The organism is Salinicoccus sp. RF5 (genome assembly GCF_020786625.1).
Taxonomy (GTDB): domain Bacteria; phylum Bacillota; class Bacilli; order Staphylococcales; family Salinicoccaceae; genus Salinicoccus.
Genome location: NZ_JAJGRC010000004.1, coordinates 166,045 through 191,955, shown reverse-complemented (window position 1 = coordinate 191,955; position 25,911 = coordinate 166,045). Strand labels below are relative to the sequence as shown.

Below are 25,911 nucleotides of genomic sequence, written 5' to 3'. Positions count from 1 at the left end.
CATTTTTGATAGAGTTCCTAATATAGTAGCATACCTGTTATACATTTGAACACTCCGTGCCGGAAATTCCCTAAGTAAATAACGCAAAAGGGGCGTCCCCATGAAAGGAACACCCCTCTTAAGATGTTAGTTTGGATTGTCTTCAAGATCCGGCACCGGCTTTTCGTAGTACTGCCTGTCCTTGTTGGCATTGAAGTGATCCGCCTTCTCCAGTTTCACGTCGACTGTATAGTCGGGCATCTTGGCAAAGTTCTCGTAGATTCCTTTAGGCACAAGATAGTTGCCCTCCGGGAACTGGATGCCAAGATTCCCAGATCTGATATCCGCACTTCTTGCAAACCCCTGGAAAACGCCGTTCTTGTTATAGAGTACGATCGCTTCACCATCCTGGATGCCTTCACGTTTCGCATCTTCCCTGCTGATGAGCACATCATATCTGCCCATCGCATTGAATGCATCCGTATCACCATAAACCATGGAGTTGAACTGTTTGCCCCTTCTCATCAGAAGCCTGAACTCCCCGGCCTTCTTATTGTTATCCGGTATGTCGATGCCGATGAGATTTGCTCTGCCATCCGGCGTTGGACACACGCCTCCCTCACAAAGCCAGGCACCTCCGTATTGATAGACGTCCCCCGCCTTCTTGAGGTACTGTACTCCGTCATACTGCGGATTGGCTTTGGCAATCTCTTCCCTGATCTCCTGTCCGGAGGCAAAGTCGATGAGTTCTGCAGATTCCGGCTTCACGCGTTTGGCGAGATCCACATAAATCTGCCATTCACTTCGTGCTTCCTCGATGCGGTTCCGGTTCCCCTCGATTTCCGGGGAGAAATAGACCATCCGCTCTGTTGATGTCGACAGTCCGCCACCGTCCTGCTCATACCGCGTCTTGGCTGGAAGGACAATCACCGTCTCTTTCGCATCAAGCAATGTTGAAGTATTCAGGATGATGTCCTGGTGCACACGGACTTCAAGATTGGAAAGTGCTTCTGCTACAAAATCAGGATCCGGCATCGTCTCAAGGAAGTTCCCGCCTGACATATAATACAGCTTCAGCTTTCTTTCATTGTCTTCCGGCAGCATGGCATTTTCAATCGTGACTCCAACGGAATCCCCCGGCCATTTTGGCAATTCAAAGTTCCATATCTTTTCGATACGTTCCCTATTCGCATCATCATAGTCGCCTCCAGGCAGAACGAATGGGTCCGCACCCATTTCACCTGAACCCTGGACGCTGGAATGTCCACGCAGAGGCATGAGTCCACAGTTTTTTCTTCCAAGCCAGCCGCGCAGAAGTGCGAGGTTGGCGACTTGTGAGATGTTATCCGTCGCATGCTTATGCATAGTCAGTCCGAGTGCCCACACCATTACTCCACTGTTCGACTTCGCCAGCAGTTCCGCAAGTTCCGCAATGCGTTCCCGGCTGATGCCGGAAGATTCGACGATGTGTTCCCATGTTTGGTTTTCTACAGTTTTCTTCAGCTCATCGTAGTTGTTCACGTGTTCCTCTACAAACTGATGGTTGACCGCCGAGCCGGAGTTTTCTTCTTCCATTTTGAACCAGTGCTTCATGACACCATGCATCATTGCAATATCTCCACCGATGTTCACTTCGTAGAAGTCATCTGCAATCTTTGTGCCGAACAGTGCGGACTCCGTCACGGACGGCACCCAGTAGTTCTCCATTGCAGGTTCCTTATATGGGTTGATGACGATGATTTTGGTACCACGCTTCTTCGCTTCCATCATATACTTTGTGGATACCGGACTCGAGTTTGAAGCCACACTGCCCCAGAATACCAGTACATCGGTACCAAGCCAATCCTGATAGTTGCAGGTCGAAGCCCCGACACCGATGGAACGCTTCATGGCCGTCTTACTTGGTGAATGACAGATGCGGGAGGCATTATCTATATTGTTTGTACCAAGGAACCTCGATACTTTGGCTGCAGTATAATAGGATTCGTTGGTGATGCCACGGCTTGTCAGATAGAAGGCATACTGTTTTGGATCCAGGGCCTTCATCTTATCCGCCACCGTATCCATCGCCTCATCCCATGAAATGCGGATGAACTTCCGGTCTCCCTTGCGGCGCATCATCGGATACGGGATGCGCCCCAGTTCCCTGAGTTCTGCACTCGTCATCTTCCTCAGTTCATCGATATCCTGGTGCAGAATTTCAGGCTTGATCGGAGGCGCTGTATTAAGACGGAGAACGTTGAAACGGGTCGTGCACATATGTGGTCCTTTCAATGTCTGGTCCTGAAGGCCGGACACCCCGAGGGCACATCCATCGCATACTCCTTTAGTGATTATATTTTTGGCATAATTGAGGTTATCTTTATTCTTCCACGCAACTTTGGCCGTATCCCTTATATGGTGCGGTTTCAATTTGGTCAGTCCAAATGGCACCGGGCTCACCCATAGGTTCGGATCCCATTTTTTCGTCTTGCTTATCGGACCTTGATGCAAAGTTTTTCCCATTACTACACTTCCTCCAAAAAATTATCTTTTCCTATAGTTATTGTATCCCAATTTTCAGTTTAATCAATTCTCTTCTGTTGATTTATTCTCAAAGAATTCACAACTTCATGGAACTATGACAAATTGGACAAAATTCAAAGACATGCGCTTGAAGGTCAAGTCGCATGTCTTTGGAAATCGTAGGTTATTAATTTTTCGATCTGTGATTAGCTACAATGGGAAGCTTACCTTGATACTAGTTTTCCATAGCAAGTTCCGAATTCTCCCCGTTCTTCGCCTCTCTATTGATTTTCTTGATATCCACCCTGATGAGCAGGGAGATCAGCAGAGCTACTACGAACATGCCTGCAAAAATGTACAGTGTCAGCGTGTAGCTCTGTGTGGCCTCGTAGACGTTGGAGGAAATGAAGGGGCCGACCAGACCGGCGGCCGCCCAGGCAGTCAGTATATACCCGTGGATTGCGCCCAGCTGTTTTGTGCCGAAGATATCCCCTATATAGGCTGGAATCGAAGCAAAGCCTCCACCGTAGCATGAAATGATGATGAACAGCAGGGCTTGGAAGAGCAGGGCTTGTGTAACTGAAGGAAGAATCAGGAACAATGCAATTTGTATGACAAAGAACATCGTGTAGACATTGGGACGCCCCAGATAGTCGGACACCGTCGCCCACGCGAGTCTTCCTCCACCATTAAACACGCCCATAATCCCAACCATCAGTGCAGCTGCACCTGCGGAAAGACCGGCGATTTCTTGGGCCATCGGGCTCGCTACAGCAAGAATTGCGATGCCGCATGTCACATTTATGAAGAGCATGATCCATAGGAAATAGAATCTCCTTGTTTTAATGGCCTCGTTGGCCGTAAGCTGTACTGCATCCTTTTTCGCAGTCTTATCTTCTTCCAAGTCCGCGCCTTCAGGATGATAGCCTTCCGGCGGCTTCTCCAAATACAGGCTTGAGAGCAGCATGATTACAAAGTAGACCACTGCAAGAACATAGAATGTCATTGCGATGCTGAAGGTTTCAATCATGAATTCCATTGCCGGACTTGCCAGCATGGCAGCAAAGCCGAATCCCATGATGGCAAGCCCGGTCGCCATCCCCCTGCGGTCAGGGAACCATTTGACAAGCGTCGATACAGGAGTGATATATCCTATTCCGAGCCCGATCCCCCCAAAAACACCGTATCCTAGATATAATAGCCAAAGGCTCTCAATCTGCACCGCGAATCCGGCAATCGCCAGTCCCGATGCAAAGAAGCTTGTTGAAACAAGTCCCGAGATGCGCGGTCCCTTCGCTTCTACGAAATGGCCCATGAAGGCTGCGGACAGTCCGAGGAACAGAATGGCCAGGCTGAACGTAAACGAAACATTACTCAAACTCCATCCCAATTCGGCCTGGAGTGGTGAAGTGAATACGCTCCACGCATAGACCGATCCTATCGAAATATGTATTCCCACACCTGCCAATGCGATGAGCCAACGATTTTTCTTTGTTTCCAATTTGAAGCACCCCTTTATTTTCATTGTTTACAAAAAAAACTTTAAACTATAGAATATATTTGGCATCCTATAAAGTAATTTGCATTATAATATACCCATATATAACCGGAAAACGGTTTCATAAAATTGAAAGGAGGGATATTATTGAAAACCACGACCAATAAAAATATTCTACGCTACAGCGATAACGAACTAGTCGAAATTGAGGATGCTGTAGCAGAGGAATTCCCTCTTACAATCTACTTGAACGATGTAGAATTTGCAACGATGGTATGTTCTCCAGAACATCTTGAAGAGCTGGTCATCGGCTTTCTTGCCTCTGAAGGGGCGATAAAACGGTTCAGCGATATAGAATCCATGAACCTGGACGACCATGGCGGTTTCTGCCACATCCGCCTGAACAAGGAAATCCCAACCGATCATTTCATATATTCCAAGCGCATCCTCGGCTCCTGCTGTGGAAAGAGCCGGCAGTTCTATTTCCAGAATGATGTCGACACTGCGAAGGTCTCAATGTCTAAGACGACTCTGACACCTGCCCAGTGCATAGAATTGATGAAGGGTATGCAGGAGCAGAGCACCATCTTCAAGGAAACGGGCGGCATACATAACGCAAGCCTGGGTACACCCGATGATGTCATTGTCCACAGAGGAGATATCGGGAGGCATAACGCATTGGATAAACTGTATGGCCATTGTCTCCAGAACCGCATTCCCGTACGGGATAAAGTCCTCGTATTCAGCGGACGTATCTCTTCTGAAGTCTTGACGAAAGCTGCTAAAATCGGTGTTGGCATCGTACTGAGCAAATCGGCTCCGACAAACCTGGCCATCCAACTGGCTGAGGACCTGAACATCACTGCCGTGGGCTTTATCCGCGGCGATTCCTTCAACGTATACAGCCATCCGTGGCGCATTAAAGAAGATTCCGACCTTTAGAGGGCGGAATCTTTTCAGTTCATATAGTAATCCTTCTCGAAATCTTTCCCTTCAATGCCAAGGCTCCGGTAATGTGATTCGAGGATTTGACCGATTTTCAGTGCCCATTCTATATCTGTTGCATAAAGGTGGGAGCCTGGGGAAGACGGATTCCAGCGCATTGCGTACAATGTCTGCTGCCCCTGGTCGAGATAGTTTTCGCTGATGAATTCCGCTCCTCCAAGAATGGCCGTTTCCGGAGTCGACCATCCGGCACGGGCTGCGTAGGCTGAGCCTTCTTCAACCGCCTCGCGATCAAAAGCACCGATTCCGAAGAAATTATAGTATGCTGCATCTTCAAGCTGGATGCCCTGCGCAAGACGCGATTCTCCATTGCCCGTTTCAAGCTGGGCGTGGCTGATCAGATACAGCACATTGACCCCGTGCCTCTTTTGGGCTTCAAGAAAAATATCTCCGCGGCCCTCGAGGATTCCTTTGCCCTTCAACAGCCGGTTCACCTCTTCAGCTGCGACATCCACTTTTTCAGTGAGGTCCAAAAATTGGTATGGAGCGTCACTGCCTTCAATTTGCATCGCATTTCTGATTTCTTCATTTTCTGCCGGCCGTGTCCTGCCATCATTCAGCTTCATGGCCACCGTACCACTGTCAACTTGCCGCTTCACTGCTTCCTCGAAATTATGAATGTTGTCCTCCTCCTTGAACAGTGAAGTTTCAGACACCATGAATGCCATAAAGAATATGGCCATAAGACCGAGCAGCAACAGGACAGTCATATTTTCTTTTTCCTTTTTGTTCATCCGTCCACTTTTTCCCATCCATTTAAATTCGTGACGATAATAAAAATAAGCATCTGAGACCTCAGATGCTTATTGTCTCGGAATGCGACTGCCTTACCAGCCCGTCGATCATGACACTCAGGCGTTCCCTCAGCGCATCATTGACCAGCCTGTATCCGTCGCTAGTCTTTTCGAAGTCTTCATCACATGTACAGACCTGAAGCGGCAGCACCATCGCATGGACTCCCCGCATCACCATCCTCAGCTGTGTCAGAGGATCTGAATTCCTCATGCCACCGCTGTTGCAGAAGAGTCCAACTGGTTTCATTTCAAATTCATCTATCGACAGGTGGTCCAATGCATTCTTCAACAGACCGGAAAATGAAGTATGGTAATTCGGCGTACCTATGATGATGGCATCTGCATTTTCTGCATGCCGTTTCAAAGACTCGATATCCTCCGTCTTCCCCTGCCCGAATATGGGGATATCCATTTCCCTGAGATCTATATGGGTCACTTCATGTTCAGGCTGTTCCACGAGAGATTCTATCAGCCTCGCAATCGAATGTGTGTGAGAATCCGGAAAAGCACTTCCTGAAAGTATCAACAGCTTCATTGGAAAGGCTCCTTTATACATAAATTTAAGCGTGTATAATATGTTATCATCTGGATCTTTCGAATTAAACCGCCAAAAGTCGTATAAAATAAACTGAGATCGGCCTCTGCCTACCTCAGTTCATCAATTTATCATTCAAATTTCTAAGCTTGTCCACCGTCTCTTGGTCCAGGTCTTCAATATCAACCTGTCCGTCTATAATTGATTGAGCCTGATCAATGGAGATATCCACAGCTCTGCTTATCTGGTAAGCTGTCAGCTTTTCAGTCATCAATTCAAAATTCAAACCAATATCCATGCATTCACCTTCCTCAACCAATTAATCGCACTGAAGTTAATTATATCACAAGAAATCCATTAAACAATAAATGTGAATTGCATTTAAACAGTTTCTTATGAAATGAAAGGGACATGTATAGTGAAGCATTACAACTTTATTGGTTGAATAGGGCCGTTTCCAGGCCGTTGATCTTTGCTTTGACCGTTTCATCAAGCTGCTCTACTGTCATTTCTTCGTTTAGGAGATTCTGCGCCATTTCCATCGGTATGCCCAGAGCTTCACTCAATTGGTAGGCGGTCAGCCTGCCTTCCAATATTTTTAATTTCGTCTCCATATGATCACCTTTTTCATGTAGTAAATTAAGTATAGTCTCATCTGGATAAAAAGCAATCATTTTTACACAAACAATATAAATTTTATCATTTTGTAAAATAGTATTAATTAGAGGAAAAATTCAAAAATATTGGGAAGTATACAACTTTCAATACCTGGTAAAGAGAAGACATATTCTATATTTATCCGGGTAGATATATAAAATGAGGAGTGATATAAATGTATGAATCATTATTCAATAGACAGAGGCAGTTTTACCAGTCTGAAAGAACAAGAAGCCTCCCATTCAGGATCAGCGCCCTCAAACAGCTCAAAAGAAGCATTCAATACTACGAGGCGGCTCTCCTGGATGCCATGAAGGAAGACTTCAACAAAGGCGAGGCTGAAGCATATCTTACAGAAATCGGTTACGCCTATAACGATATCAACTTTACTATAAAGTACTTGAAAGAGTGGGCAGAAACAGAAAAGGTGAAGACACCGGCCACACATATCGGTTCCACATCCAGAATCTATAAGGAACCTTACGGCGTTACGCTCATCATTGCGCCTTGGAACTATCCCTTCAACCTGACGGTTGCACCTCTGATCGGAGCGATCAGTGCAGGGAACACCGCCATACTCAAGCCTTCGGAACATACGCCGGCTGTAAGCCGTGTAATCAGCGACATCATATCTTTTGCTTTTCCCGAAGAATTTGTCACTGCTGTAGAGGGAGGCATCGAGACCAACCAGAACCTCCTCAGTCTCCCCTTCAACTATATATTCTATACAGGCAGCTCCCATGTGGGAAAGATCGTCATGGAGAGTGCTGCGCAGCACCTCACTCCCGTCACCCTTGAGCTCGGAGGAAAGTCACCTGCCATAGTGACGAAAAATGCTGATGTAAAACTGGCAGCCAAACGGATTGTCTGGGGCAAGTTCATCAATGCCGGACAGACTTGTGTCGCACCCGATTTCGTCTATGCAGACGCCTCCATAAATAAGGAATTGATCCACCATATGAAGTACTATGCCCATAAATTCTATGATGAGGATTTTAGGAATGGCAGATATATGAGCATAGTCAACAAAAAGCATTTTGAACGTGTCAGAGATCTGATCCAGGGGGACGTGGTCCATGGCGGCCATACAGATCCCACCACCCTCACTATAGAGCCGACCATCATCGATAATGTGGATTTCGGCCATGACGCGATGCAGGAGGAAATATTCGGTCCTGTACTTCCCGTACTCAGCTTCACTTCCTTGGACAAGGCAGTACTGGACGTCAGAGACCTGCCTGACCCGCTGGCGCTCTATGTATTTACAGATAAAAAATCCGAAGCCGCCAGTGTCATCAAGGCAGTACCATTCGGTGGCGGGGCTGTAAATGATACCATTTTCCATCTCGCAAATCCCCACCTCCCCTTCGGTGGCCGCGGCAACAGCGGGATGGGGAAATACCACGGCAAATATTCATTCGATACCTTCACCCATGAAAAGAGTATCCTCCATCAGACCACCTGCTTCGACTTTCCCTTCAGATACCCGAATGCAAAGCTTTTCGGTAAGATGCTTAAATACCTTTGGAAGTAATCCAAAAAGCCCCCATTGGGACGTTAACGTCCCAATGGGGGCTGGTTTTTTCTTCAGTGTATTACCATCTACATATTGATCGGCATGCCACCGGTCACACCGAATACCTGTCCGGTGATATAGCTGCCACTATCTGAAGCGAGCAATACATAGGTGTCCGACAATTCAACCGGCTGACCTGCACGCTGAAGCGGCGTATTCTGACCAAATTCCGGGATGTTTTCCGGCGGCTGGCCGCCTGAAATCTGCAGGGCCGTCCATACCGGTCCCGGCGCTACACCATTTACACGGATACCCTTCTCTCCAAGCTCCTGAGCCATTGAAACGATGAATGATACCTGCGCACTCTTCGTCATTGCATAGTCGGCCAGTATCGAAGCTGGACTGAAGGCCTGTACGGAAGTAGTGATGATTACACTCCCGCCTTCAGGAAGGTGATCCAATGCTTCCTGGAGCATCCATACGTTCGAGAATACATTGATTGTGAAGGTATCCTGAAGCTGCTTTGTCTCCAAGCCGTTTATATCATTTATATATTGTTGCATACCCGCATTCATGACCAGGGTATCCAGTCCACCCAGTTGCTTTGCTGCGTCATGTACGAGCTGTCTGGCAAACGATTCATCACGCAGATCCCCAGGCAGAAGCACAGCCTTCCTTCCTGCAGCCTCAATCACCTCTTTGACTTCCTGGGCGTCGGACTCTTCATCAGGCAGATAGCTGATCGCAACATCCGAGCCTTCTTTAGCATACGCAATCGCTGCTGCCCGTCCGATCCCGGAATCCCCTCCGGTGACCAGTGCCTTTCTTCCTGTCAGCTTGCCGCTGCCTTTATAGGACTCTTCTCCACAATCCGGTACCGGCGTCATTTTATTCTGGACACCCGGGTATTCCTGTTCCTGTCTACTGAATTTATCTTCAAAGTATTTACGCTTTGGATTATTTAAATCTGCCACGGTCATATTCCCCTTCCTTGCTACTTTTGTATAACTATTGCGCACTTCGGAAGGTCTTAAACATATTTTTGCTTTCAATATGCTTCAATCGCATATGGAACCCGATGGCCGCAGACGTAAGGCCGATGGAAATGCCGATCCAGAAGCCATAAACATCGAGGTCTGTCTGGGAGGCCAGAAGATATCCTGAAACCATGCCGATGAGCCAGTAGGAAACGATGGCGATTACTGAAGGGACTACTACATCCTTGTACCCCCTCAGTATCCCTTGGAACGTAGCCTGCAGGGCATCGGAGAACTGGTAGATGATGGCGAAAAGGAATAATGGCATTGTAACGGCAACCACTTCAGGATCATCCGTATACAAATACGAAATCGGCTCCCTGAAAAAGAACAGGAAGATGGATGCGATGCCCACAAGGCCCAGACTTGAAATGGTCCCCATCATTTTATAACGCCTTGCATCTTCATGCCTGCCGCCTCCGTCACTGAAACCAATCACAATCGTCATTGCCATGGATATGCTCAATGGCAGCATGAAAAGCATGGTCGTAAAATTGAGTACCACCTGGTTGGCTGCGATGACATTTGTTGTAAACATCACTCCAACGAGGAGGGTCATCATAGAAAAGATGCTTGTTTCTACAAATATGAGTACACCGATTGGAACCCCTACAGCCAAATGATGCCGCAGGGTGCGCAACAAAGGCCGGGACCACCCTCTGAATATGTAGAACGCCTTCAATGGTGCCACCCGCAAGACCATGAGGGAGATGAGGAGGAACATGAGCCAGTAGGTGATGGCTGTCGCATAGCCTGCACCGATACCTCCAAGTTCAGGAAAGCCGAAATTCCCGAAAATCAACGTATAGTTGAAGAATATATTCAGGGGCAACGACGTTGTTATAACGTATAGCGATATCCTTGTGAACCCTTGTGCATCAATGAAGTTGCGCAATACGCTGAACATGAATAACGGCAATATACCGGTTGCTAGTCCAACAAGGTAGTGATAAGCGATATGGTGGACCGAGTTCTCCAGCCCCATGAAATTAAGCAGGTCATCCAGGAAAAACATGCCAAGCAATAGGATCAGGACAGTGAGTGCTGCTGCGATATAGATGGCCTGCTGTACATTATGGCGCACAGCGTCTTTCCGCTCTGCCCCAAGAAGCTGGGCAATGATGGCCGTGACTGCCAGAAGGACGCCGTTGATGCCTGTCGAAACCGGTGCCCAGAAACTCGATCCGATGGCCACACCAGCCAGATCCTCCACTCCCGCCCTCCCGGACATCATGGTATCGATCAGATTCATTGAGTATAGAAGTACCTGGGTGATCATGATCGGCCACAGTATTCTGATGAACTGTTTGTACATTTCACGTTTTGAATCTGTATGATACATAAACTCACCTTTTCTTGATGATATAAATCCATCCGGAGCTATGGCTCCGGATGGATTTTAAATGTTATAGGATCATCCCTGCAAAGAAACCTGCAATCAGTACGGGGATGTTCAGGAATATGAAAGTTGGAACACAAGTATCCCATATATGGTTATGCTGCCCGTCTGCGGCAAGACCGGCCGTGGGACCAAGTGTCGAGTCGGAAGCAGGTGAGCCGGCATCACCCAATGCACCTGCAGTGCCGATGATCGCAATGATGGCAGGTATCGACAGACCAAGCTCCATTCCCATTGGTATGAATATGCTCGCAATAATCGGAATGGTTGCGAAGGAGGAGCCTATCCCCATAGTCACCACCAGACCTACAAACAGCATGGAGACGACTACAAGTATCTTCTGGTCCGATAGGATGTTCGCAATGCCATCGACAAGCGGACTGACATGTCCAGTTTCTGAAATGACGGCAGCAAAACCATTTGCAGCCAGCATGACGATGCCGATATATGCCATCATCTTGATGCCGTTGACCAATTCATTATCCAGCCTGCTCCACTTGAACTGGAAGGAGAGGAAGAATACCATGATGCCCGCCAACGCACCGAAAATCATCGAATCCGTCAAGATCTGGACCCCGAATGTCGCAATGATTGCAACCACTGCAATGGAGACTGTCTTAACACTTACCTCTGCAGCACCTTCAGAGGCGATATCCCTCGTTTCATAACGGCGGTTCTTCCTATAGTAGAATAATGCCAGGAAAAGGCCGACAACAAATCCACTTGCAGGAATGATGAGTGCAGGCGCCACTTCTCCGAAAACAATCTCCATCCCTGCGGATTCGAATCCCGTCACAATCGTATTTTGGAATATCTGTCCAAAACCGATCGGAAAGAGGACGTAGGGGAAAGTCAGTCCGAAAGTCAATACCACTGCAATGAGGCGCCGGTCGAAACCAAGTTCATTCATCAGGCTGAGCAGTGGTGGAATGAGTATCGGAATGAATGCAATATGTACCGGAATGAGGTTCTGACTCATGATTGATACCGCAAGAAGAGCGATGACGATCGAGACTTTCGCAATGATTCTTGCCTTTTTGGACTGCTCCTTCTTCAGTGCCTTGATGATGAATCCCACAAGCACTTCTGTAATGCCGCTGTAGGCGATCAGTGCAGCAAATCCACCGAGCAGCGCATAACTGAGTGCAATTTCCGCTCCCCCTACGATACCTTCTGTAAATACGGTGATGACCCCACCATATCCCATACCTGCAACCAAACCACCAGCCAGGGCGCCGATGAATAGTGCCAATACTACATTCAATCTGAAGAGACTTAATAAAATCATTACAAAAACCGCTATCAGGACCGCATTCAAATAGAGTCACCTTCCGAACATTATAGTTTTACAACATCGCAATACTAAATACTTTGAGAGCATTTGTCAATACGGCTATGTTTAATTGCATCAACAAAGGGTAATGTTTTTGTGGATTGTTATTATCATTACATTCAGGAGGAATCATATATTATGAAACCATTCATTAAACCTTATACGAATGATGAAGCACTCCAAGATGATATTGCGAAACTCACTTCCAAAGATGTTAAAGCAGACGATATCTATGTCATCTCCCACGACGATGACCGTACTGAACGCATTGCAGACAACTCTGGTGCCAGCACAGTGGGGCTAAGTGAAATGGGCGTTGGGGAAGCAGTGAAATCAACCTTCGAGAAAAAAGGCGACCTGCTCCGTAAACAGCTACAGAACCTTGGCTTTTCAGAGTCCGAAGCGGAAAACTTTGAAAGCGAGATGGATGAAGGAAAAGTTTTCCTGATCGTTACAAATAATGATAGTGTTGAACAATATCTTTCCTAAAATAAAGCCGTTTCCTCGGGAAACGGCTTTATTTTATAATGTATACCATTAATGAAATCAATATGGAAACAAAGAAGATGATGGCGAAGGGGCTCAGCGTACGGCCTGCCATATCCTTCATATTGATGTTCAGCCCAAGTGCAATCATCGCCATCGTCAGGAGCAGTGTGGTCAGGTTGGAAATAAGATCCATAGTGCCTTCCGGCAGTACCACTGCATTTCCAAGTACATAGCTGTTCAGCAGACTCATCAGAATGAAGCCGATAAGAAAATATGGAAAAGCCACCTTGGCTTCTCCTGTCCTGCTCTGTTTTCTTCTCATATACCAGATGAAGATGAAGCATAGGGGTACGAGCAAAAACACCCTCGAAAGCTTTGCAAGGAGTGCAAATGCCAATGCTTCTTCACCTGCTGGCTCTGCAGCAAGCGCGACATGTGCAAGTTCGTGCAGGCTGAGCCCAGACCATACCCCATATGCAACATCACCGATGGGCAGATAAGGACGGATGATGAGATAAAATATGGAGAACACCGTACCCAGCAGGGCAATGATGCCTACACTGACCGCCGTATCCTCATCCTTCGCTTTGATTATCGGCGCAACCGCAGCAATGGCAGCAGCTCCGCAAACCCCCGTCCCCACACCAAGCAGCATGGACAGGGTCATGTCGGCTTTGAATATTTTCGCCAATGCATATGATAGAAGGATTGCCAGAGCAATGACGATTGCTGATTTCATCAAAAGCGGCAGACCTTCGGTGAACACCGTATCTATATTGAGTTTGAGCCCATATAGAATGATTGCAGCGCGCAACAGCACTTTCGCTGAAAATTGGATACCTGACCTCAGCCTATCTGGGTATCCGAAAATTTGTCTGTATATGAATGCAAGAATGATTGCCGTCGCCAGCGGACCAATGTAGGTGAACCCCGGCAACTGGGCGATTCCAAAGCTGATGACTGCTATGAATAATGTAAAAAGAATACCGTACCAGAATTGCAGCTTTTCAGCTCTCATATTATTCGCCTCCCACCTCAATGATAGAATGGTGGGAGACATAAGTGAAATAGTATATAATTATGTTAATTATAACCAATAGGTTATGGAGGATTAAATATGATCACTCAAGTAGCGAAGGTATTCGTATCAGTCGTGGAGGAAGGCAGCTTCACACGGGCAGCGCATATGCTCCATATGACACAGCCCGCAGTATCAGGATATATCAAGCAACTCGAAGAGGAGCTTGATATCACTTTAATTGAACGCTCCACCCGCGGGATACGTCTGAACCCAGCTGGAGAGATATATTATCATCATGCCAAAGAAGCTTTATCCATCGAGTCGAGGATGCACCATCTCATACATGACCTCCAGGAAGAAACGAAAGGTCCTGTGAAGATCGGTGCAAGCTACACTTATGGAGAGTACATACTCCCCGCCATACTCGCAAAGCTCGTAGAAAAATATCCGGGGGTGGTACCTGAAGTGCAGATCAGCAATTCAGCATCCATCATGGAAGGCATAAACAGTTCCAACCTTGATATAGGAATCATCGAAGATGAAATTGCCGACTCCAGGGTCAATGTCACCCATCTTCTCAAGGATTCCATGTATATTGTCGCCAACGCTGCCTTTCCCGACACCTCCCTGAAAAAACCGGATGCGGCAACCTGGCTGATCCGTGAAGAAGGCTCCGGTACCCGGCATTACCAGGAACAGGTTTTCAAACGTCTTGATATACAGCCTAAAACAATCACTTTAAGCAGTACCCAGGCAATAAAGAACGCCGTAGGAAGCGGCATCGGCCTTTCAGTGCTGTCAAGACACACCGTCCAGCATGAACTTGAAACAGGACGTTTACAGCGCATCGATTACAATGACATGAACCTCGACAGATACTTCTATCTGCTCACACCGGAAGTGCGCTTCCATTCAGCCAGCACACTTGCCCTTCTCAGCCTGCTCAATGAAACGGCCATTGAGCCACACGAAGTTTCATGATGAGTATCAGGAAACCAACTTCAGACCGACTACGGCAAAAATGATGAGCATGATGAAGAAGATCCGCTTCCAGTCTTTCGATTCCCCGAAGAAAACCATTCCGAGCAACGCTCCTCCAGAAGCTCCGATGCCTGTCCATACTGCATAGGTCGTACCCATCGGCAGCACTTCAAGCGCAAGCGACAGAAAAAAGAAGGATAGGCCGAAAAATATCAGCAGCTGTACGAGGGAGAATAGAGATTTGTCCCGATGCAGCCTATTTATCGAAAGCACGCCGCACACTTCGAACAGCCCTGCTACAATAAGCGAAATCCATGCCATAGTCATCGTGCCTCCCCATCAGTATTTTCATCGGTAACCACTTTCAATCCGATCACTCCAAAAAGTATAAGCGAAATCAGAACGATCTTTATAGGTACAAATGGTTCACCAAAAAGAATGATCTCAGAAAAAACGGTACCGAATGCCCCCAGACCGACAAAGACCGCATAAACGGTGCCTACCGGCAGATATTTACCTGCATCAATCATCAGATAGAAACTTAAAAATATGGCGATCAGGGTGGCTCCCCATTCATACCACGTCGTCGAATGGGTGAGACCGACAACCCAGCCCACTTCAAAAACACTGGCGATTACAACTTTAATCCATTGCCTAGTCATTTCCTACCTCCTGTAATATAAAAAAGCCTGAAAGAGAATGGTATCTTCTCCCAGGCTTTTATCCTTCCGTGTCATGAATAAACTTCATGCGCCGCCTCTCGGACCAGGCCCATCGTCAGATGGCGGAACCCTAGGCGACTTTTATATGATTACCTGCATGGTAACTAAAATGAGGGGGATTTTCAAGGGAGAGGGTATGAAGCAGTGGTAAATGGGTAAATGAATATCATGAACCTTCATTATAAAGGAGTAGATTGAATGCTCATTGCAATAGATCTTCAAAATGATATATTTGATGAAAATGGCACAGGGTACGCAGAATCCACTAAAGAAGTGCGGGATGGCATCGAAGCGCGTATACGACAGGCTATAGATGAGGGCGAGTCCGTCCTCTATACCCGCAATCTCTATCCGGAATTTGAACAGGAGAAGCGGAGCCTGGAAAGCATCCGCTTCGATGAGGAAATCTTTCCGCAGTTCCGCCAGCCGCTCGAAGACCACGGAGATGAATATGTAAAGACATTCTACGGCATCCCTCCTGAAGAAGCGCGGAAAATCCAGAAGAAGTATGGCGATGAAGTAGAGACCAACCGCACCGTGGAATTTGTCGGTGCAGAGACGAATGTCTGCGTACTTGCAAACATCATGGTCATCCAGAATATTTTTCCCCAGGCAGACATCACACTCAACAAAGATCTATCAGCCAGTACTGATAGGACACTTCATGATAAGACAATTGATGTCCTCTCCAATATGAATGTCTTCATCATAGGAAAGGATGGAAAATGAAGAAAGCTCCTCATCATTGAGGAGCTTTCTTTGCCATCATAAGTTTGATCCATTTGAAGAACATCGCCAAACCGAGCAGTAATCCCACATAGCCCATCACCGGATAGACAGTCCCCACAAGGTCGGCAAAACCTACGAAGCTGAGGAAGTAGCCGAGAACCAGCGCACTCGGCAGCAGGATATTGTAGCGACGGCTCTTCGGCTGGCTGAACCTGACAAGAAACGGGTACAGCATGCCGACAGCTGTATTGTAGATGACAAGCAGCATCGCTATCGAGAGCAGGAAGCCGAGTATCGGATGGATTTCGTTGGCCAGAAGCAGCATCGGCAGTTCAAATTCATTCACCTGGTCCATACGGGCCAACAGGCCATTATTAATGAGGAACATGAGCAGAATGATGATGATGCTCCCTATCATGCCGCCCCAGCCAGCTACTTTCCTTGAACTTGAATCAGAACCCATCATCGTAAGGAAGCTGAAGGCTACCGCAATCGTAAAGCCGCTATATGTAATGGCATCCCACCACCACGGCCCGAACGTCGTTTCAGAAGGTTGGGCATGTTGATCCACTTCACCAAGTGATACAGCTGGACTCAGGAAATTGACGACAGCAATGATCACCACAAGTGCAAGCAAGTACGGCGTGATGGCTCCGAGAGCCAGGACAATCCGGTTGAAGCCCATATTCAATGTGATATAGACGCCGATAATCAGTATGAGCGACCCGATCCATGGTGCTACACCAAAACTTTCATAGAAGGTCGAGCCTGCGCCGGCAAACATGATGACGGCTACTCCATACAGGAAGAACGCAAGCACAATGTCGATGATCCGTCCGAATATATTCCCGAACATGTTCAGGAGGGAATCCACATGGGACTCCGCCTTGATGTCGAAACCGACATCCGCTGTCCATTTACCAGTAAAAAGTATCAAAAGACCTGACAATAATATCGCAAAGATGCTCACTGCACCATTATTTGTGAAAAACTGGAGTATCTCCTGTCCGGTGGAGAACCCCGCTCCAACTACTACACCTGTATAGGCAAAGCCTATCTTCAAGGCTTGTCTGAAATTCTGCAATTTGACCACTCCGAATTATCTTAATATTTTAAAAACAATAACTTCATATTAAACTTATTGAAGAAGGTTGGCAAATGAAGAAAGACCTTCTCCCATCATTTTATCTTCGTCACTGCCAGTCGAGCGAATCGAAGAACTTCCGGGTATCCTCAAAAAGCGCTTGCTGATCTCCGCCCCTCGTCATCAGGTGGCCGGTGTCCGCATAGGACTGCAATGTCTTTTCATTATGGCTAATGCCATCATATATATGTTTCGCACTGTCCATGTATGCTTCCGCATCCTTCCCTCCATACTTGACTGCTGCCGGAACACCAATATCTCCAAGATTCCCATGTACTTCGTCGATCAGCTTCCGGAAGTCATCCAGACTTTCCATCGGATTGTCCTTGTAGTACTGGACCCTCTCCATGATCTTTTCATCATCTTCTCCAGTAAACTTCAGGAAGTTCTTCGTATAGTTCAGGACTCTTCTGTTTATATCCCCAACATCTCTGCCCTGGGGCACAGACATGGCCACAATGCCATTGATGCTGTCGAGTTCCTCGGCTGCCCTGAGGGCGAGCACACCGCCCAGGGAAACACCGCCGACTGCTATGCTTTCATGCCCTTGATCCTTGAGCTGATCATATCCATCCAATACATTTTTCCACCAATCTTCAGGGCTGCTCTGTACAAGTGCCTCCGGTCCCATGCCATGTCCCTCGAAGCTTGGTACATGGACGGTATATTCGTGCTGCTCAAGGTGCTGGGCCAACGGCTTCATGTCCCTGACCGTTCCGGTGAAGGAATGGAGCAGCATGACTGCCCTGGGGCCACTTCCATAGTTCAACGCTTCAGGCTTTACGATTTTCATGATTTATCCTCCTTCTGGATATCTGGTGTCCGATGATATATGTATTCCGCTTCATCCTCATCGAGCCTATAGTCCTTCTTCATCATTGTAATTATCTCCTCTTTCGTCTTCCCCGCCCCATGCGCTTTTGAAACCCGGCTATACAATTCTTCAATGTAATTATGTTCAGACATGCTTTTTTTGGTCCTGTCCAATTGATGACGGCTCAAAACGAAAAGCACAAGAGCTATGACCATCAGAATGATGACCAGGAAATCGATCATATCCTCTCCTCCTCTCCATTATTTAAATTTTTAAAAGTGTTTGACAAATTGTCCTCCATTATAGTAACATAGTCTCTAATCAAATATTTGCTTATCCAGAGTGGTGGAGGGATTGGCCCTGCGAAGCCCGGCAACCTTTTAAGTAAGGTGCTAAATCCAACAGGTACGTTCCTGAAAGATGAGTGACTCGAGAGTCTCCCTTAATCTTTGGGCAGGCTCTTTTTTATAATATATTACTGGAGGAATGAAACAATGACAGAGAATCATCGCTTCGAAACTAAACAGCTTCATGCCGGACAAGAAGTGGACCCTACCACAAATTCACGCGCGCTTCCCATCTATCAGACGACTTCCTATGTATTCGACGATACTAAGCATGCTGCAGAACTATTCGGCCTGCAAGATGTAGGCAACATCTATACCCGTATCATGAATCCAACGACTGCCGCTTTGGAGACGCGTGTTGCAGAACTCGAAGGTGGAGTTGCCGGCCTTGGCGTTGCATCCGGCATGGCTGCCATTACATACGCCATACAGGTTATAGCAAACGCCGGAGATCACATCGTCTCCTCCGCCAGCCTGTATGGGGGAACTCACACACTGTTCACCCATACATTCAAAAAGTTCGGTATCGAGACCAGTCTTGTCGATGCGAAAGATCCTGAGAACGTTTCACGTGAAATCAAGGAAAACACTAAAGCGATCTTTGTAGAGACCATCGGCAATCCGGAAGGCAACGTGGAAGATTTGGAGGCATTAGCGAAAATCGCAGAGGATAATGGTATACCACTTATCGTGGATAACACATTCGCCACTCCGTACCTCTGCCGTCCAATCGAGCACGGCGCACACGTAGTCGTCCATTCGGCCACAAAATTCCTTGGCGGCCATGGCACTTCCATCGGGGGCGTAATCGTTGATGGCGGAAACTTCAACTGGGATAACGGAAAATTCCCTGGACTGACGGAGCCGGATGCGTCCTATCATGACCTTGTCTTCACTGATGCGTTCGGACCTGCTGCCTATGCATTCAAGATCCGTACTACCCTGCTCAGGGATACCGGAGCTGCACTTTCTCCATTCAATGCATTCCTGCTCACACAAGGAATCGAAACATTGTCACTCCGGATGGAAAGGCACGTGGAGAATGCAAAGGCCGTTGCAGAATTCCTGGAAAACCACGATAAAGTGGAATGGGTCGACTATGCTGGCCTCGAATCCAGCGAGTATCATGAGCTCCAGAAGAAATACCTGCCGAAAGGTGCTTCTTCCATATTTACATTCGGTGTCAAAGGCGGATATGAAGCCGGAAAGACGTTCATAGAATCCCTCGAACTCTTCTCACTGCTTGCGAATGTCGGGGATGCCAAGTCACTCGTCATCCATCCCGCTTCCACCACCCATTCCCAGCTTAAGGAAGATGAGCAGTTGGCAGGGGGGGTAAGACCGGAAATGATCCGTCTGTCTGTCGGATTGGAGCATGTGGATGACATCATAGACGATCTAAAAAAAGGTCTGGATGCGATTTAGATGCCTATAAAAATCATTGAAGGCCTCCCGGTACGGGAGCGCCTCCATAAAGAAAATGTATATACAATAGAAGCGACCCGTGCGCATACACAGGATATACGTCCGCTGCGTATGTTGATTTTGAACCTGATGCCTAAAAAAGAGGAAACGGAACTTCATCTTTTGCGCCTTCTGGGCAATACACCGTTGCAGATAGATATCGATTTTATGTATATGACCACACACCACAGCAAAAATACGCCGACCAGCCACCTTCAGAAGTACTACCACAACTTGGACGAAGTGCGCAATCGGCGTTATGATGGCATGATCGTCACAGGTGCACCAGTGGAGAAGCTCGATTTTGATCAAGTCGATTACATCGAAGAACTGCGTGACATCATCGAGTGGTCAAGAACCCACGTCTTCTCCAGGTTCTTCATCTGTTGGGGCGCCCAATTCGCCTTGAACCACTACTTTGGCATACAGAAATCAATTTTGCCCACCAAGTTGTTCGGCGTCTTCGACTATAATAACCTGATGCCGACCCATCCCCTTCTCAGAGGGTTTGATGATGTGTATCAGGTGCCCCAGTCACGTCACACCCAGGTAGATATGGATGCGATAGATGGCACTGAGGAATTGAAAGTCCTCACCTCACATCCGCAATTCGGCCCGGACATCCTGAGTACAGAGGATCAGCGGGATCTGTTCATATTTGGCCATCTGGAATATGAAAGGGATACACTAAAGAATGAATATGACCGCGATCTGGCCAGCGGCCGTGAGATTGCCATCCCACACAACTACTTCCCTGAAGACAATCCGACGGCGGCTCCAATATTCAGCTGGAAAAGCCATGGCCATCTCCTTTTCAGCAACTGGATCAACGAAACTTATCAGAATACCTACTATGACCTGACAGAATTAAAATAGCCTGCGATAGGATCGCAGGCTATTTTTTATAGTTTATGGGAGAGTGGGTAATTCTTCAGGTTTTCATGTTGCCGCTTTCTGGAGAGTGCCATGAGGTGGCTGAAAAATGAAGCGGCATAAACCTCCAAGCTCTGATCCTGTAATCTTCCTACATTTTTACAAATGACCTGCTCTTCCCGCGCTTCATCAAATACGGGAATGTCATTTTCCATCTTGTATTCTGCAATACGGCCTGCAACTTCCATTCTTGCTTCAAATATCGCAATCAGTTCTGCATCCAGCTCGTCGATTCTACGCCTCAATTTTTCATGTTCATTCATGGTCATCCCTCCTTAACCTGGATTTATTGCTGGACGATCTGCTTTCCTGTCGCTGTCTTCTTTTCTATCTCAAGCAGCATATCGATCGTCTGCATCAGTTCTGCAAACTCATCAGGAGTCAGGCACTGCTGTCCATCACTCCATGCATTTTCAGGGTCTTCGTGTACTTCTATCTGGAGGCCGTTCGCTCCAGACATTACTGCCGCTTTGGCCATGGACGGGATGATGTGCCTAACACCTGCTGCGTGACTTGGATCGATGACTATAGGCAGGTGGGACTCCTTCTGGATGACCGGTACAGCTTGAAGATCGAGTGTATTGCGGGTGGCAGTCTCGAAAGTGCGGACGCCCCTTTCACAGAAGATGACGTTGTCATTGCCCCCGGCCATGACGTATTCTGCAGACATCAACCATTCTTTCATCGTTGCAGACATGCCACGCTTGAGAAGTACCGGTTTATCCGTTTCACCGATTGCTTTGAGCAGATCGAAGTTCTGCATGTTACGGGCGCCCACCTGGATGACATCGACAGATTCGACGAATTCATCGAGGTAGTCTGTAGACATCAGCTCGGATACGATTGGAAGACCTGTTTCTTCCTTTACTACATTAAGGATGCGCAGCCCCTCGAGACCGAGCCCCTGGAAAGCGTATGGAGATGTTCTTGGCTTGAAAGCACCGCCGCGGAAAGTGTTTGCACCTGCGGCTTTAAGCTTCTTGCCGAGCGCCACCATATCGTCCTCGTTTTCAACAGAACATGGCCCTGCACATACCAGGAAGTTTTCTGCGCCTACTTTGACACCATCGATGTCAATCACACTATCGTCCTCGTGGAACTGCCTGTTCGCCTTTTTGTAGGGTGCCTGGATGCGGTGTACGCCATCCACTATCTTGTATTTCGCGAAATCGTTCTCAGTCACTCTTGAAGTATCACCGATCAACCCGATCACAGTCCGGTTCTTGCCATCCGAACGGTTCACCCCGAAACCAGCTGCTTCTATATTATTGACCAGCTCCTGAATCTCCTTCTCTTTTGAACCATGCGCAACATGAATTATCATAATAAAGACCTCCCAATAGAATTTGTATAAATAAAACCGCCACTCATTGTATAAATAAGTGACGGTGGAATTTGATAAAATGATATACCTGAACCCTAGCCACTTATTTATATAAATGGCTAGACATCACAAAATGCTTTAGCCATCACTGATACAAACAAATTTGTTTTACGTTTGTACGCAATGATGGGTACAAACGGTATCAAAAATAGCTAAAGTAAAATCGATTATGCTGTTGTTGTTTAATGTGTAACATATAATCGCCTCTTTTGAGATGTGTTGAGAGTCATTATATCCCCCTAATATTATTTTGTCAATACAGAATTATCAGAAATGTCTATATTGCTTAAACATTTATTTCCGTTTATACTACTCTAATATGAATGAAAGTGGAGGTATAGGAATGAACATTGTCATAGTAGGCCTCGGAAACATTGGCGGCTCGTTCGCATTATCCTTGAGGGAAAACGCCCGCGAACACACTGTATACGCAATTGACGTAGACGAAGATACACTGGAGCATGCCGAACATGAAGGCATCATCCGGCAGGGGTTCACCGATCCGGAGAAAATAATTCCCCGCGCAGACCTGATTATTTTTTCAGTATATCCACTCATACTGAAATCATTAGTGGAAAAATACATACCTCTTCTGAAGGAGAACGTCATCCTGACGGATGTCACCGGAGTAAAACGTTCGATAATAGGACAGATCGAACCGCTTCTGCCTGAATCTGCAGACTTCGTCTTCGGTCATCCGATGGCCGGCAGAGAAAACAGGGGACTGAAATATTCCAGCGCTGAAGTGTTCAAGGGCGCAAATTATCTATTTACATTGACAGACAGGAACAGGGACGACAATGTCGAACTTATGACTTCCCTCATCAAAAGGATGGGTTTCAAAAATGTCTCCTCTGTAACTCCCGAATTCCACGATGACGTCATCGGGTTTACAAGCCAGTTGACACACGTCATCGCCCTCTCCCTCATCAACAGCGATGATGTAGAGAGGAATACAAAACAGTATACAGGCGACAGTTACAGGGATTTGACGCGCATCACCAACATCAATGAAAATTTGTGGCCGGAACTATTTGTAATGAATAAGGACTATCTGATTGACCACATCGACCGCTTCAAGTCACAGATGGATCTTTTGAAAGATGCAATAGAAACGGAGGATGTGGAAACAATGCAGGAAATGATGGTGGAAGCCAGGCGCAGATATCATGATCTCCACAACCTCGAAATGCCGGAATCAGAATAACCTTCATACTAAAAATCACCCCCAATCGTTGAGTACTGACCAACGATCGGGGGTGATTCAAATAGTTGTGAGATTTTAAAAATCAGTAAACATTATCACCATTGAAGATTGAATTTTTGACCATTACATAATCGACGGTACGGATTGCATCCAACCGATCACCTCCAGCATAGGAGATGGAGGATTGCAGATCCTGCTCCATTTCCTTCAATGTATGGTGCAGCGGTCCTTTGTACTCGACATACATCTTCTTGCCTTCCACATTCTTCTTCTCGCCCTTCTGGAACTCTGAAGCGGAACCGAAATATTCCTTATATTTCTTGCCGTCCTTCTCCACAGTTTCCCCCGGTGACTCCTCATGTCCCGCAAACAGCGAACCGATCATCACCATGGAGGCGCCAAAGCGCACGGATTTTGCAATGTCACCATGCGTCCTTATGCCGCCGTCGGCAATGATGGGTTTTGAAGCTGCTTTTGCACACCATCTCAAAGCCGCCAGCTGCCAGCCTCCTGTGCCAAATCCTGTTTTTATCTTCGTAATGCATACCTTCCCGGGTCCGATGCCTACTTTTGTAGCATCTGCCCCTGCGTGCTCAAGTTCTCGAACTGCTTCAGGTGTACCTACATTACCAGCAATCAGGAAGGTTCCAGGCAGGTGCTCCTTGATATACTGGATCATCCTGATGACGCTGTTGGAATGCCCATGGGCGATGTCGATTGTAATGTAGTCAGGAACAAGCGCTTCATTTTTCAACTGATCGACAAAATCAAACTCTTCTTCCTTGACGCCGACACTGATGGAAGTGATCAATCCTTGCTCTTTCATCATTCTGACGAAGTCCATGCGTTTCTCTGGATTGAACCGGTGCATAATATAGAAATAACCTTCCTGCGCCAATTTGAGTGCAATTTTCTCATCAATAATTGTCTGCATGTTGGCAGGAACGACAGGCAGTTTAAATGAATGCCTTCCGAGCGTTACGGATGTATCACATTCTGATCGGCTATCTACTATGCATTTATTCGGAATCAACTGGATATCTTCATAATCAAATACATTTTCCATTGGAATTCTCCTCATAATACGAATATTTTCTCAAAATAACTTTATTAAGTTCGCCATTCGGTAGTTTATGATATTTGCAGCCTAAAGTCAAGGTACATATCATATATAACATACAATGAATATTTGTATGTATTTATGCATTATTTTAAATAATTATTTGATTTTTGCTTATATTCATGTATAATTGTCGTTAAATACTTTTCAGGGAGATGATTACTTGGGGCGGCGAAGCAATTAAAACTCATCAATTTTTATGGTAAGAATTTTTTGAAGGAATATGACTTCGATAAAGACCAGCTGGAGACATTGATCGACTTTGCGGAACACTTGAAGACAAAGGAAAAGCATGGCATTCCTCAGCGTTTCATGAGCGGCAAGCACATCGCACTCATCTTCGAGAAGCAGTCGACGCGTACGCGCTCCGCATTTACGGTGGCAGCGAGCAAACTTGGTGCCAACGTGGAATACTTAAGCAAGAACGACATGCAGCTCGGGGCCAAGGAATCCGTGGAGGATACGGCAAAAGTACTGGGATCGATGTTTGACGGCATCGCCTTCAGGGGGTTTGAACAGTCAACCGTCGAGGAGCTCGGTGAGCATGCCGGCGTCCCCGTATGGAACGCCCTCACAAACGAGTGGCACCCCACCCAGATGCTGGCTGACTTTCTGACGATAAAGGAACACCTCGGCACATACCATGGAAAAACAGTCACTTTTGTAGGGGATGGCAGAAACAACATGTCCCATTCTCTTCTCGTGACGGGTGCCATCCTTGGAGTGAACATCAATATCGTGGCGCCCGAGTCCCTGCAGCCTGCACTTTCAGTGCAGAAGTTGGCTAAAGAGCTTCAGCAGCAGTCGGGAAGCCGGTCTCTGATCACTTCAGACGTTGAAAAGGGCGTCTATGGAAGTGACGTCATATACACCGATGTCTGGTGTTCCATGGGAGAAGAAGATGCACTGGAGGAACGCTATGAACTTCTCCATCCATACCAGGTCAACCAGCAGATGATGGATATGACTGGAAAGGAAAATACCATTTTCCTCCATTGTCTGCCTGCAATTCATGATACAACCACCGATGTGGGCAAACTTGCCTATGAAAAATTCGGGGTGGATGGACTAGAGGTGACCGACGAAGTATTCAGGAGCAGCTATTCGAAGGTCTTCGATCAGGCTGAGAACAGAATGCATACAATTAAAGCACTGCTCGCTGTAACCTGCGGCGACGTCTATTAGGAGAGCAACTTCACAGTTGCTCTTTTTTGATGTGTAATCTATACGTGCCCGGGTATATAAGGAAGAGATAAAACTTAAGCTCATATACCTATAGGGGTATTTGACAAATGCAA

At 46.9% G+C, this 25,911-nt stretch carries 27 protein-coding genes and 2 riboswitches; of the genes, 9 read left to right on the top strand and 18 right to left on the bottom strand.

Going from position 1 to position 25,911, the window contains the following annotated elements:
* Positions 1–126: 126 nt before the first annotated feature.
* Positions 127–2,484, bottom strand: coding sequence for an FdhF/YdeP family oxidoreductase (locus LLU09_RS11815; protein ID WP_228311898.1), 2,358 nt, complete (start codon positions 2,482–2,484; stop codon positions 127–129).
* Between the two features lie 235 nt (positions 2,485–2,719).
* On the bottom strand, positions 2,720–3,985 hold the full coding sequence (locus LLU09_RS11810; RefSeq protein WP_228311897.1) for an L-lactate MFS transporter: 1,266 nt from the start codon (positions 3,983–3,985) through the stop codon (positions 2,720–2,722).
* 144 nt (positions 3,986–4,129) lie between these two features.
* Between LLU09_RS11810 and fdhD the strand changes: the two genes are divergently transcribed.
* On the top strand, positions 4,130–4,924 hold the full coding sequence (gene fdhD, locus LLU09_RS11805) for a formate dehydrogenase accessory sulfurtransferase FdhD (RefSeq protein WP_255620934.1): 795 nt from the start codon (positions 4,130–4,132) through the stop codon (positions 4,922–4,924).
* 14 nt (positions 4,925–4,938) lie between these two features.
* On the opposite strand, the gene LLU09_RS11800 is transcribed toward fdhD, so the two are convergent.
* The 4 genes from LLU09_RS11800 to LLU09_RS11785 form a co-directional block, all read right to left on the bottom strand.
* Complete coding sequence (locus LLU09_RS11800) at positions 4,939–5,721, bottom strand: N-acetylglucosaminidase (RefSeq protein ID WP_228311896.1); 783 nt, start codon at positions 5,719–5,721, stop codon at positions 4,939–4,941.
* A gap of 61 nt (positions 5,722–5,782) precedes the next feature.
* Complete coding sequence (locus tag LLU09_RS11795; RefSeq protein ID WP_228311895.1) at positions 5,783–6,316, bottom strand: NADPH-dependent FMN reductase; 534 nt, start codon at positions 6,314–6,316, stop codon at positions 5,783–5,785.
* A 115-nt stretch (positions 6,317–6,431) separates the two neighbouring features.
* Positions 6,432–6,614: a hypothetical protein gene (locus LLU09_RS11790; RefSeq protein ID WP_228311894.1), complete on the bottom strand. Its 183-nt coding sequence runs from the start codon at positions 6,612–6,614 to the stop codon at positions 6,432–6,434.
* A gap of 136 nt (positions 6,615–6,750) precedes the next feature.
* A complete protein-coding gene (locus LLU09_RS11785) occupies positions 6,751–6,930 on the bottom strand; it encodes a hypothetical protein (protein WP_228311893.1) in 180 nt (59 codons plus the stop codon).
* A gap of 218 nt (positions 6,931–7,148) precedes the next feature.
* Between LLU09_RS11785 and LLU09_RS11780 the strand changes: the two genes are divergently transcribed.
* A complete protein-coding gene (locus tag LLU09_RS11780) occupies positions 7,149–8,507 on the top strand; it encodes an aldehyde dehydrogenase (protein ID WP_228311892.1) in 1,359 nt (452 codons plus the stop codon).
* A gap of 68 nt (positions 8,508–8,575) precedes the next feature.
* Here LLU09_RS11780 and LLU09_RS11775 read toward each other — a convergent pair whose 3' ends face one another.
* The 3 genes from LLU09_RS11775 to LLU09_RS11765 form a co-directional block, all read right to left on the bottom strand.
* The gene (locus LLU09_RS11775; protein ID WP_228311891.1) at positions 8,576–9,463 is read right to left on the bottom strand and encodes an SDR family oxidoreductase; all 888 of its coding nucleotides are present in this window, start codon (positions 9,461–9,463) and stop codon (positions 8,576–8,578) included.
* Between the two features lie 34 nt (positions 9,464–9,497).
* Positions 9,498–10,868, bottom strand: a complete 1,371-nt coding sequence (locus LLU09_RS11770) for an MATE family efflux transporter (protein ID WP_228311890.1) — start codon at positions 10,866–10,868, stop codon at positions 9,498–9,500.
* Positions 10,869–10,932: 64 nt separating this feature from the next.
* Positions 10,933–12,243: a Na+/H+ antiporter family protein gene (locus LLU09_RS11765; RefSeq protein ID WP_228311889.1), complete on the bottom strand. Its 1,311-nt coding sequence runs from the start codon at positions 12,241–12,243 to the stop codon at positions 10,933–10,935.
* A 153-nt stretch (positions 12,244–12,396) separates the two neighbouring features.
* On the opposite strand from LLU09_RS11765, the gene LLU09_RS11760 reads away from it, so the two are divergent.
* Entirely contained in the window at positions 12,397–12,747 is a 351-nt protein-coding gene (locus LLU09_RS11760; RefSeq protein ID WP_228311888.1) for a YflT domain-containing protein, read from the top strand.
* A gap of 28 nt (positions 12,748–12,775) precedes the next feature.
* Here LLU09_RS11760 and LLU09_RS11755 read toward each other — a convergent pair whose 3' ends face one another.
* The gene (locus tag LLU09_RS11755; protein ID WP_228311887.1) at positions 12,776–13,765 is read right to left on the bottom strand and encodes a YeiH family protein; all 990 of its coding nucleotides are present in this window, start codon (positions 13,763–13,765) and stop codon (positions 12,776–12,778) included.
* 99 nt (positions 13,766–13,864) lie between these two features.
* Between LLU09_RS11755 and LLU09_RS11750 the strand changes: the two genes are divergently transcribed.
* Positions 13,865–14,749, top strand: a complete 885-nt coding sequence (locus tag LLU09_RS11750) for a LysR family transcriptional regulator (protein WP_094907191.1) — start codon at positions 13,865–13,867, stop codon at positions 14,747–14,749.
* Between the two features lie 6 nt (positions 14,750–14,755).
* Here LLU09_RS11750 and LLU09_RS11745 read toward each other — a convergent pair whose 3' ends face one another.
* Positions 14,756–15,070, bottom strand: coding sequence for a DMT family transporter (locus tag LLU09_RS11745; RefSeq protein ID WP_040105387.1), 315 nt, complete (start codon positions 15,068–15,070; stop codon positions 14,756–14,758).
* A 2-nt stretch (positions 15,071–15,072) separates the two neighbouring features.
* Complete coding sequence (locus LLU09_RS11740; protein ID WP_040105388.1) at positions 15,073–15,411, bottom strand: DMT family transporter; 339 nt, start codon at positions 15,409–15,411, stop codon at positions 15,073–15,075.
* A gap of 45 nt (positions 15,412–15,456) precedes the next feature.
* Positions 15,457–15,556: riboswitch (guanidine-I (ykkC/yxkD leader) on the bottom strand.
* A 113-nt stretch (positions 15,557–15,669) separates the two neighbouring features.
* On the opposite strand from LLU09_RS11740, the gene LLU09_RS11735 reads away from it, so the two are divergent.
* Positions 15,670–16,200: a cysteine hydrolase family protein gene (locus LLU09_RS11735; protein ID WP_094907190.1), complete on the top strand. Its 531-nt coding sequence runs from the start codon at positions 15,670–15,672 to the stop codon at positions 16,198–16,200.
* Between the two features lie 13 nt (positions 16,201–16,213).
* On the opposite strand, the gene LLU09_RS11730 is transcribed toward LLU09_RS11735, so the two are convergent.
* The 3 genes from LLU09_RS11730 to LLU09_RS11720 all read right to left on the bottom strand — a co-directional run bounded on the left by LLU09_RS11730 (position 16,214) and on the right by LLU09_RS11720 (position 18,400).
* Complete coding sequence (locus LLU09_RS11730) at positions 16,214–17,263, bottom strand: YkvI family membrane protein (RefSeq protein WP_228311886.1); 1,050 nt, start codon at positions 17,261–17,263, stop codon at positions 16,214–16,216.
* A 130-nt stretch (positions 17,264–17,393) separates the two neighbouring features.
* On the bottom strand, positions 17,394–18,137 hold the full coding sequence (locus LLU09_RS11725) for an alpha/beta hydrolase (protein WP_094907188.1): 744 nt from the start codon (positions 18,135–18,137) through the stop codon (positions 17,394–17,396).
* Positions 18,134–18,400, bottom strand: a complete 267-nt coding sequence (locus LLU09_RS11720) for a hypothetical protein (protein ID WP_228311885.1) — start codon at positions 18,398–18,400, stop codon at positions 18,134–18,136. The genes LLU09_RS11725 and LLU09_RS11720 overlap by 4 nt, the downstream gene beginning before the upstream one ends.
* 88 nt (positions 18,401–18,488) lie before the next feature.
* Positions 18,489–18,585, top strand: a riboswitch (SAM riboswitch).
* A gap of 67 nt (positions 18,586–18,652) precedes the next feature.
* Between LLU09_RS11720 and LLU09_RS11715 the strand changes: the two genes are divergently transcribed.
* Complete coding sequence (locus LLU09_RS11715; protein ID WP_228311884.1) at positions 18,653–19,930, top strand: O-acetylhomoserine aminocarboxypropyltransferase/cysteine synthase family protein; 1,278 nt, start codon at positions 18,653–18,655, stop codon at positions 19,928–19,930.
* On the top strand, positions 19,931–20,845 hold the full coding sequence (locus LLU09_RS11710) for a homoserine O-succinyltransferase (protein WP_228311883.1): 915 nt from the start codon (positions 19,931–19,933) through the stop codon (positions 20,843–20,845).
* Positions 20,846–20,871: 26 nt separating this feature from the next.
* Here the strand turns inward: LLU09_RS11710 and LLU09_RS11705 are convergent, their stop codons facing one another.
* The gene (locus LLU09_RS11705) at positions 20,872–21,165 is read right to left on the bottom strand and encodes a chorismate mutase (protein ID WP_228311882.1); all 294 of its coding nucleotides are present in this window, start codon (positions 21,163–21,165) and stop codon (positions 20,872–20,874) included.
* Positions 21,166–21,188: 23 nt separating this feature from the next.
* Positions 21,189–22,226, bottom strand: a complete 1,038-nt coding sequence (gene aroF / locus LLU09_RS11700) for a 3-deoxy-7-phosphoheptulonate synthase (protein ID WP_228311881.1) — start codon at positions 22,224–22,226, stop codon at positions 21,189–21,191.
* A 403-nt stretch (positions 22,227–22,629) separates the two neighbouring features.
* Between aroF and LLU09_RS11695 the strand changes: the two genes are divergently transcribed.
* A complete protein-coding gene (locus tag LLU09_RS11695) occupies positions 22,630–23,493 on the top strand; it encodes a prephenate dehydrogenase (RefSeq protein ID WP_040105396.1) in 864 nt (287 codons plus the stop codon).
* Between the two features lie 82 nt (positions 23,494–23,575).
* Here the strand turns inward: LLU09_RS11695 and guaC are convergent, their stop codons facing one another.
* The gene (gene guaC, locus LLU09_RS11690) at positions 23,576–24,559 is read right to left on the bottom strand and encodes a GMP reductase (protein ID WP_228311880.1); all 984 of its coding nucleotides are present in this window, start codon (positions 24,557–24,559) and stop codon (positions 23,576–23,578) included.
* A 243-nt stretch (positions 24,560–24,802) separates the two neighbouring features.
* On the opposite strand from guaC, the gene argF reads away from it, so the two are divergent.
* Positions 24,803–25,798: an ornithine carbamoyltransferase gene (gene argF, locus LLU09_RS11685; protein WP_228312035.1), complete on the top strand. Its 996-nt coding sequence runs from the start codon at positions 24,803–24,805 to the stop codon at positions 25,796–25,798.
* Positions 25,799–25,911 lie beyond the last annotated feature (113 nt).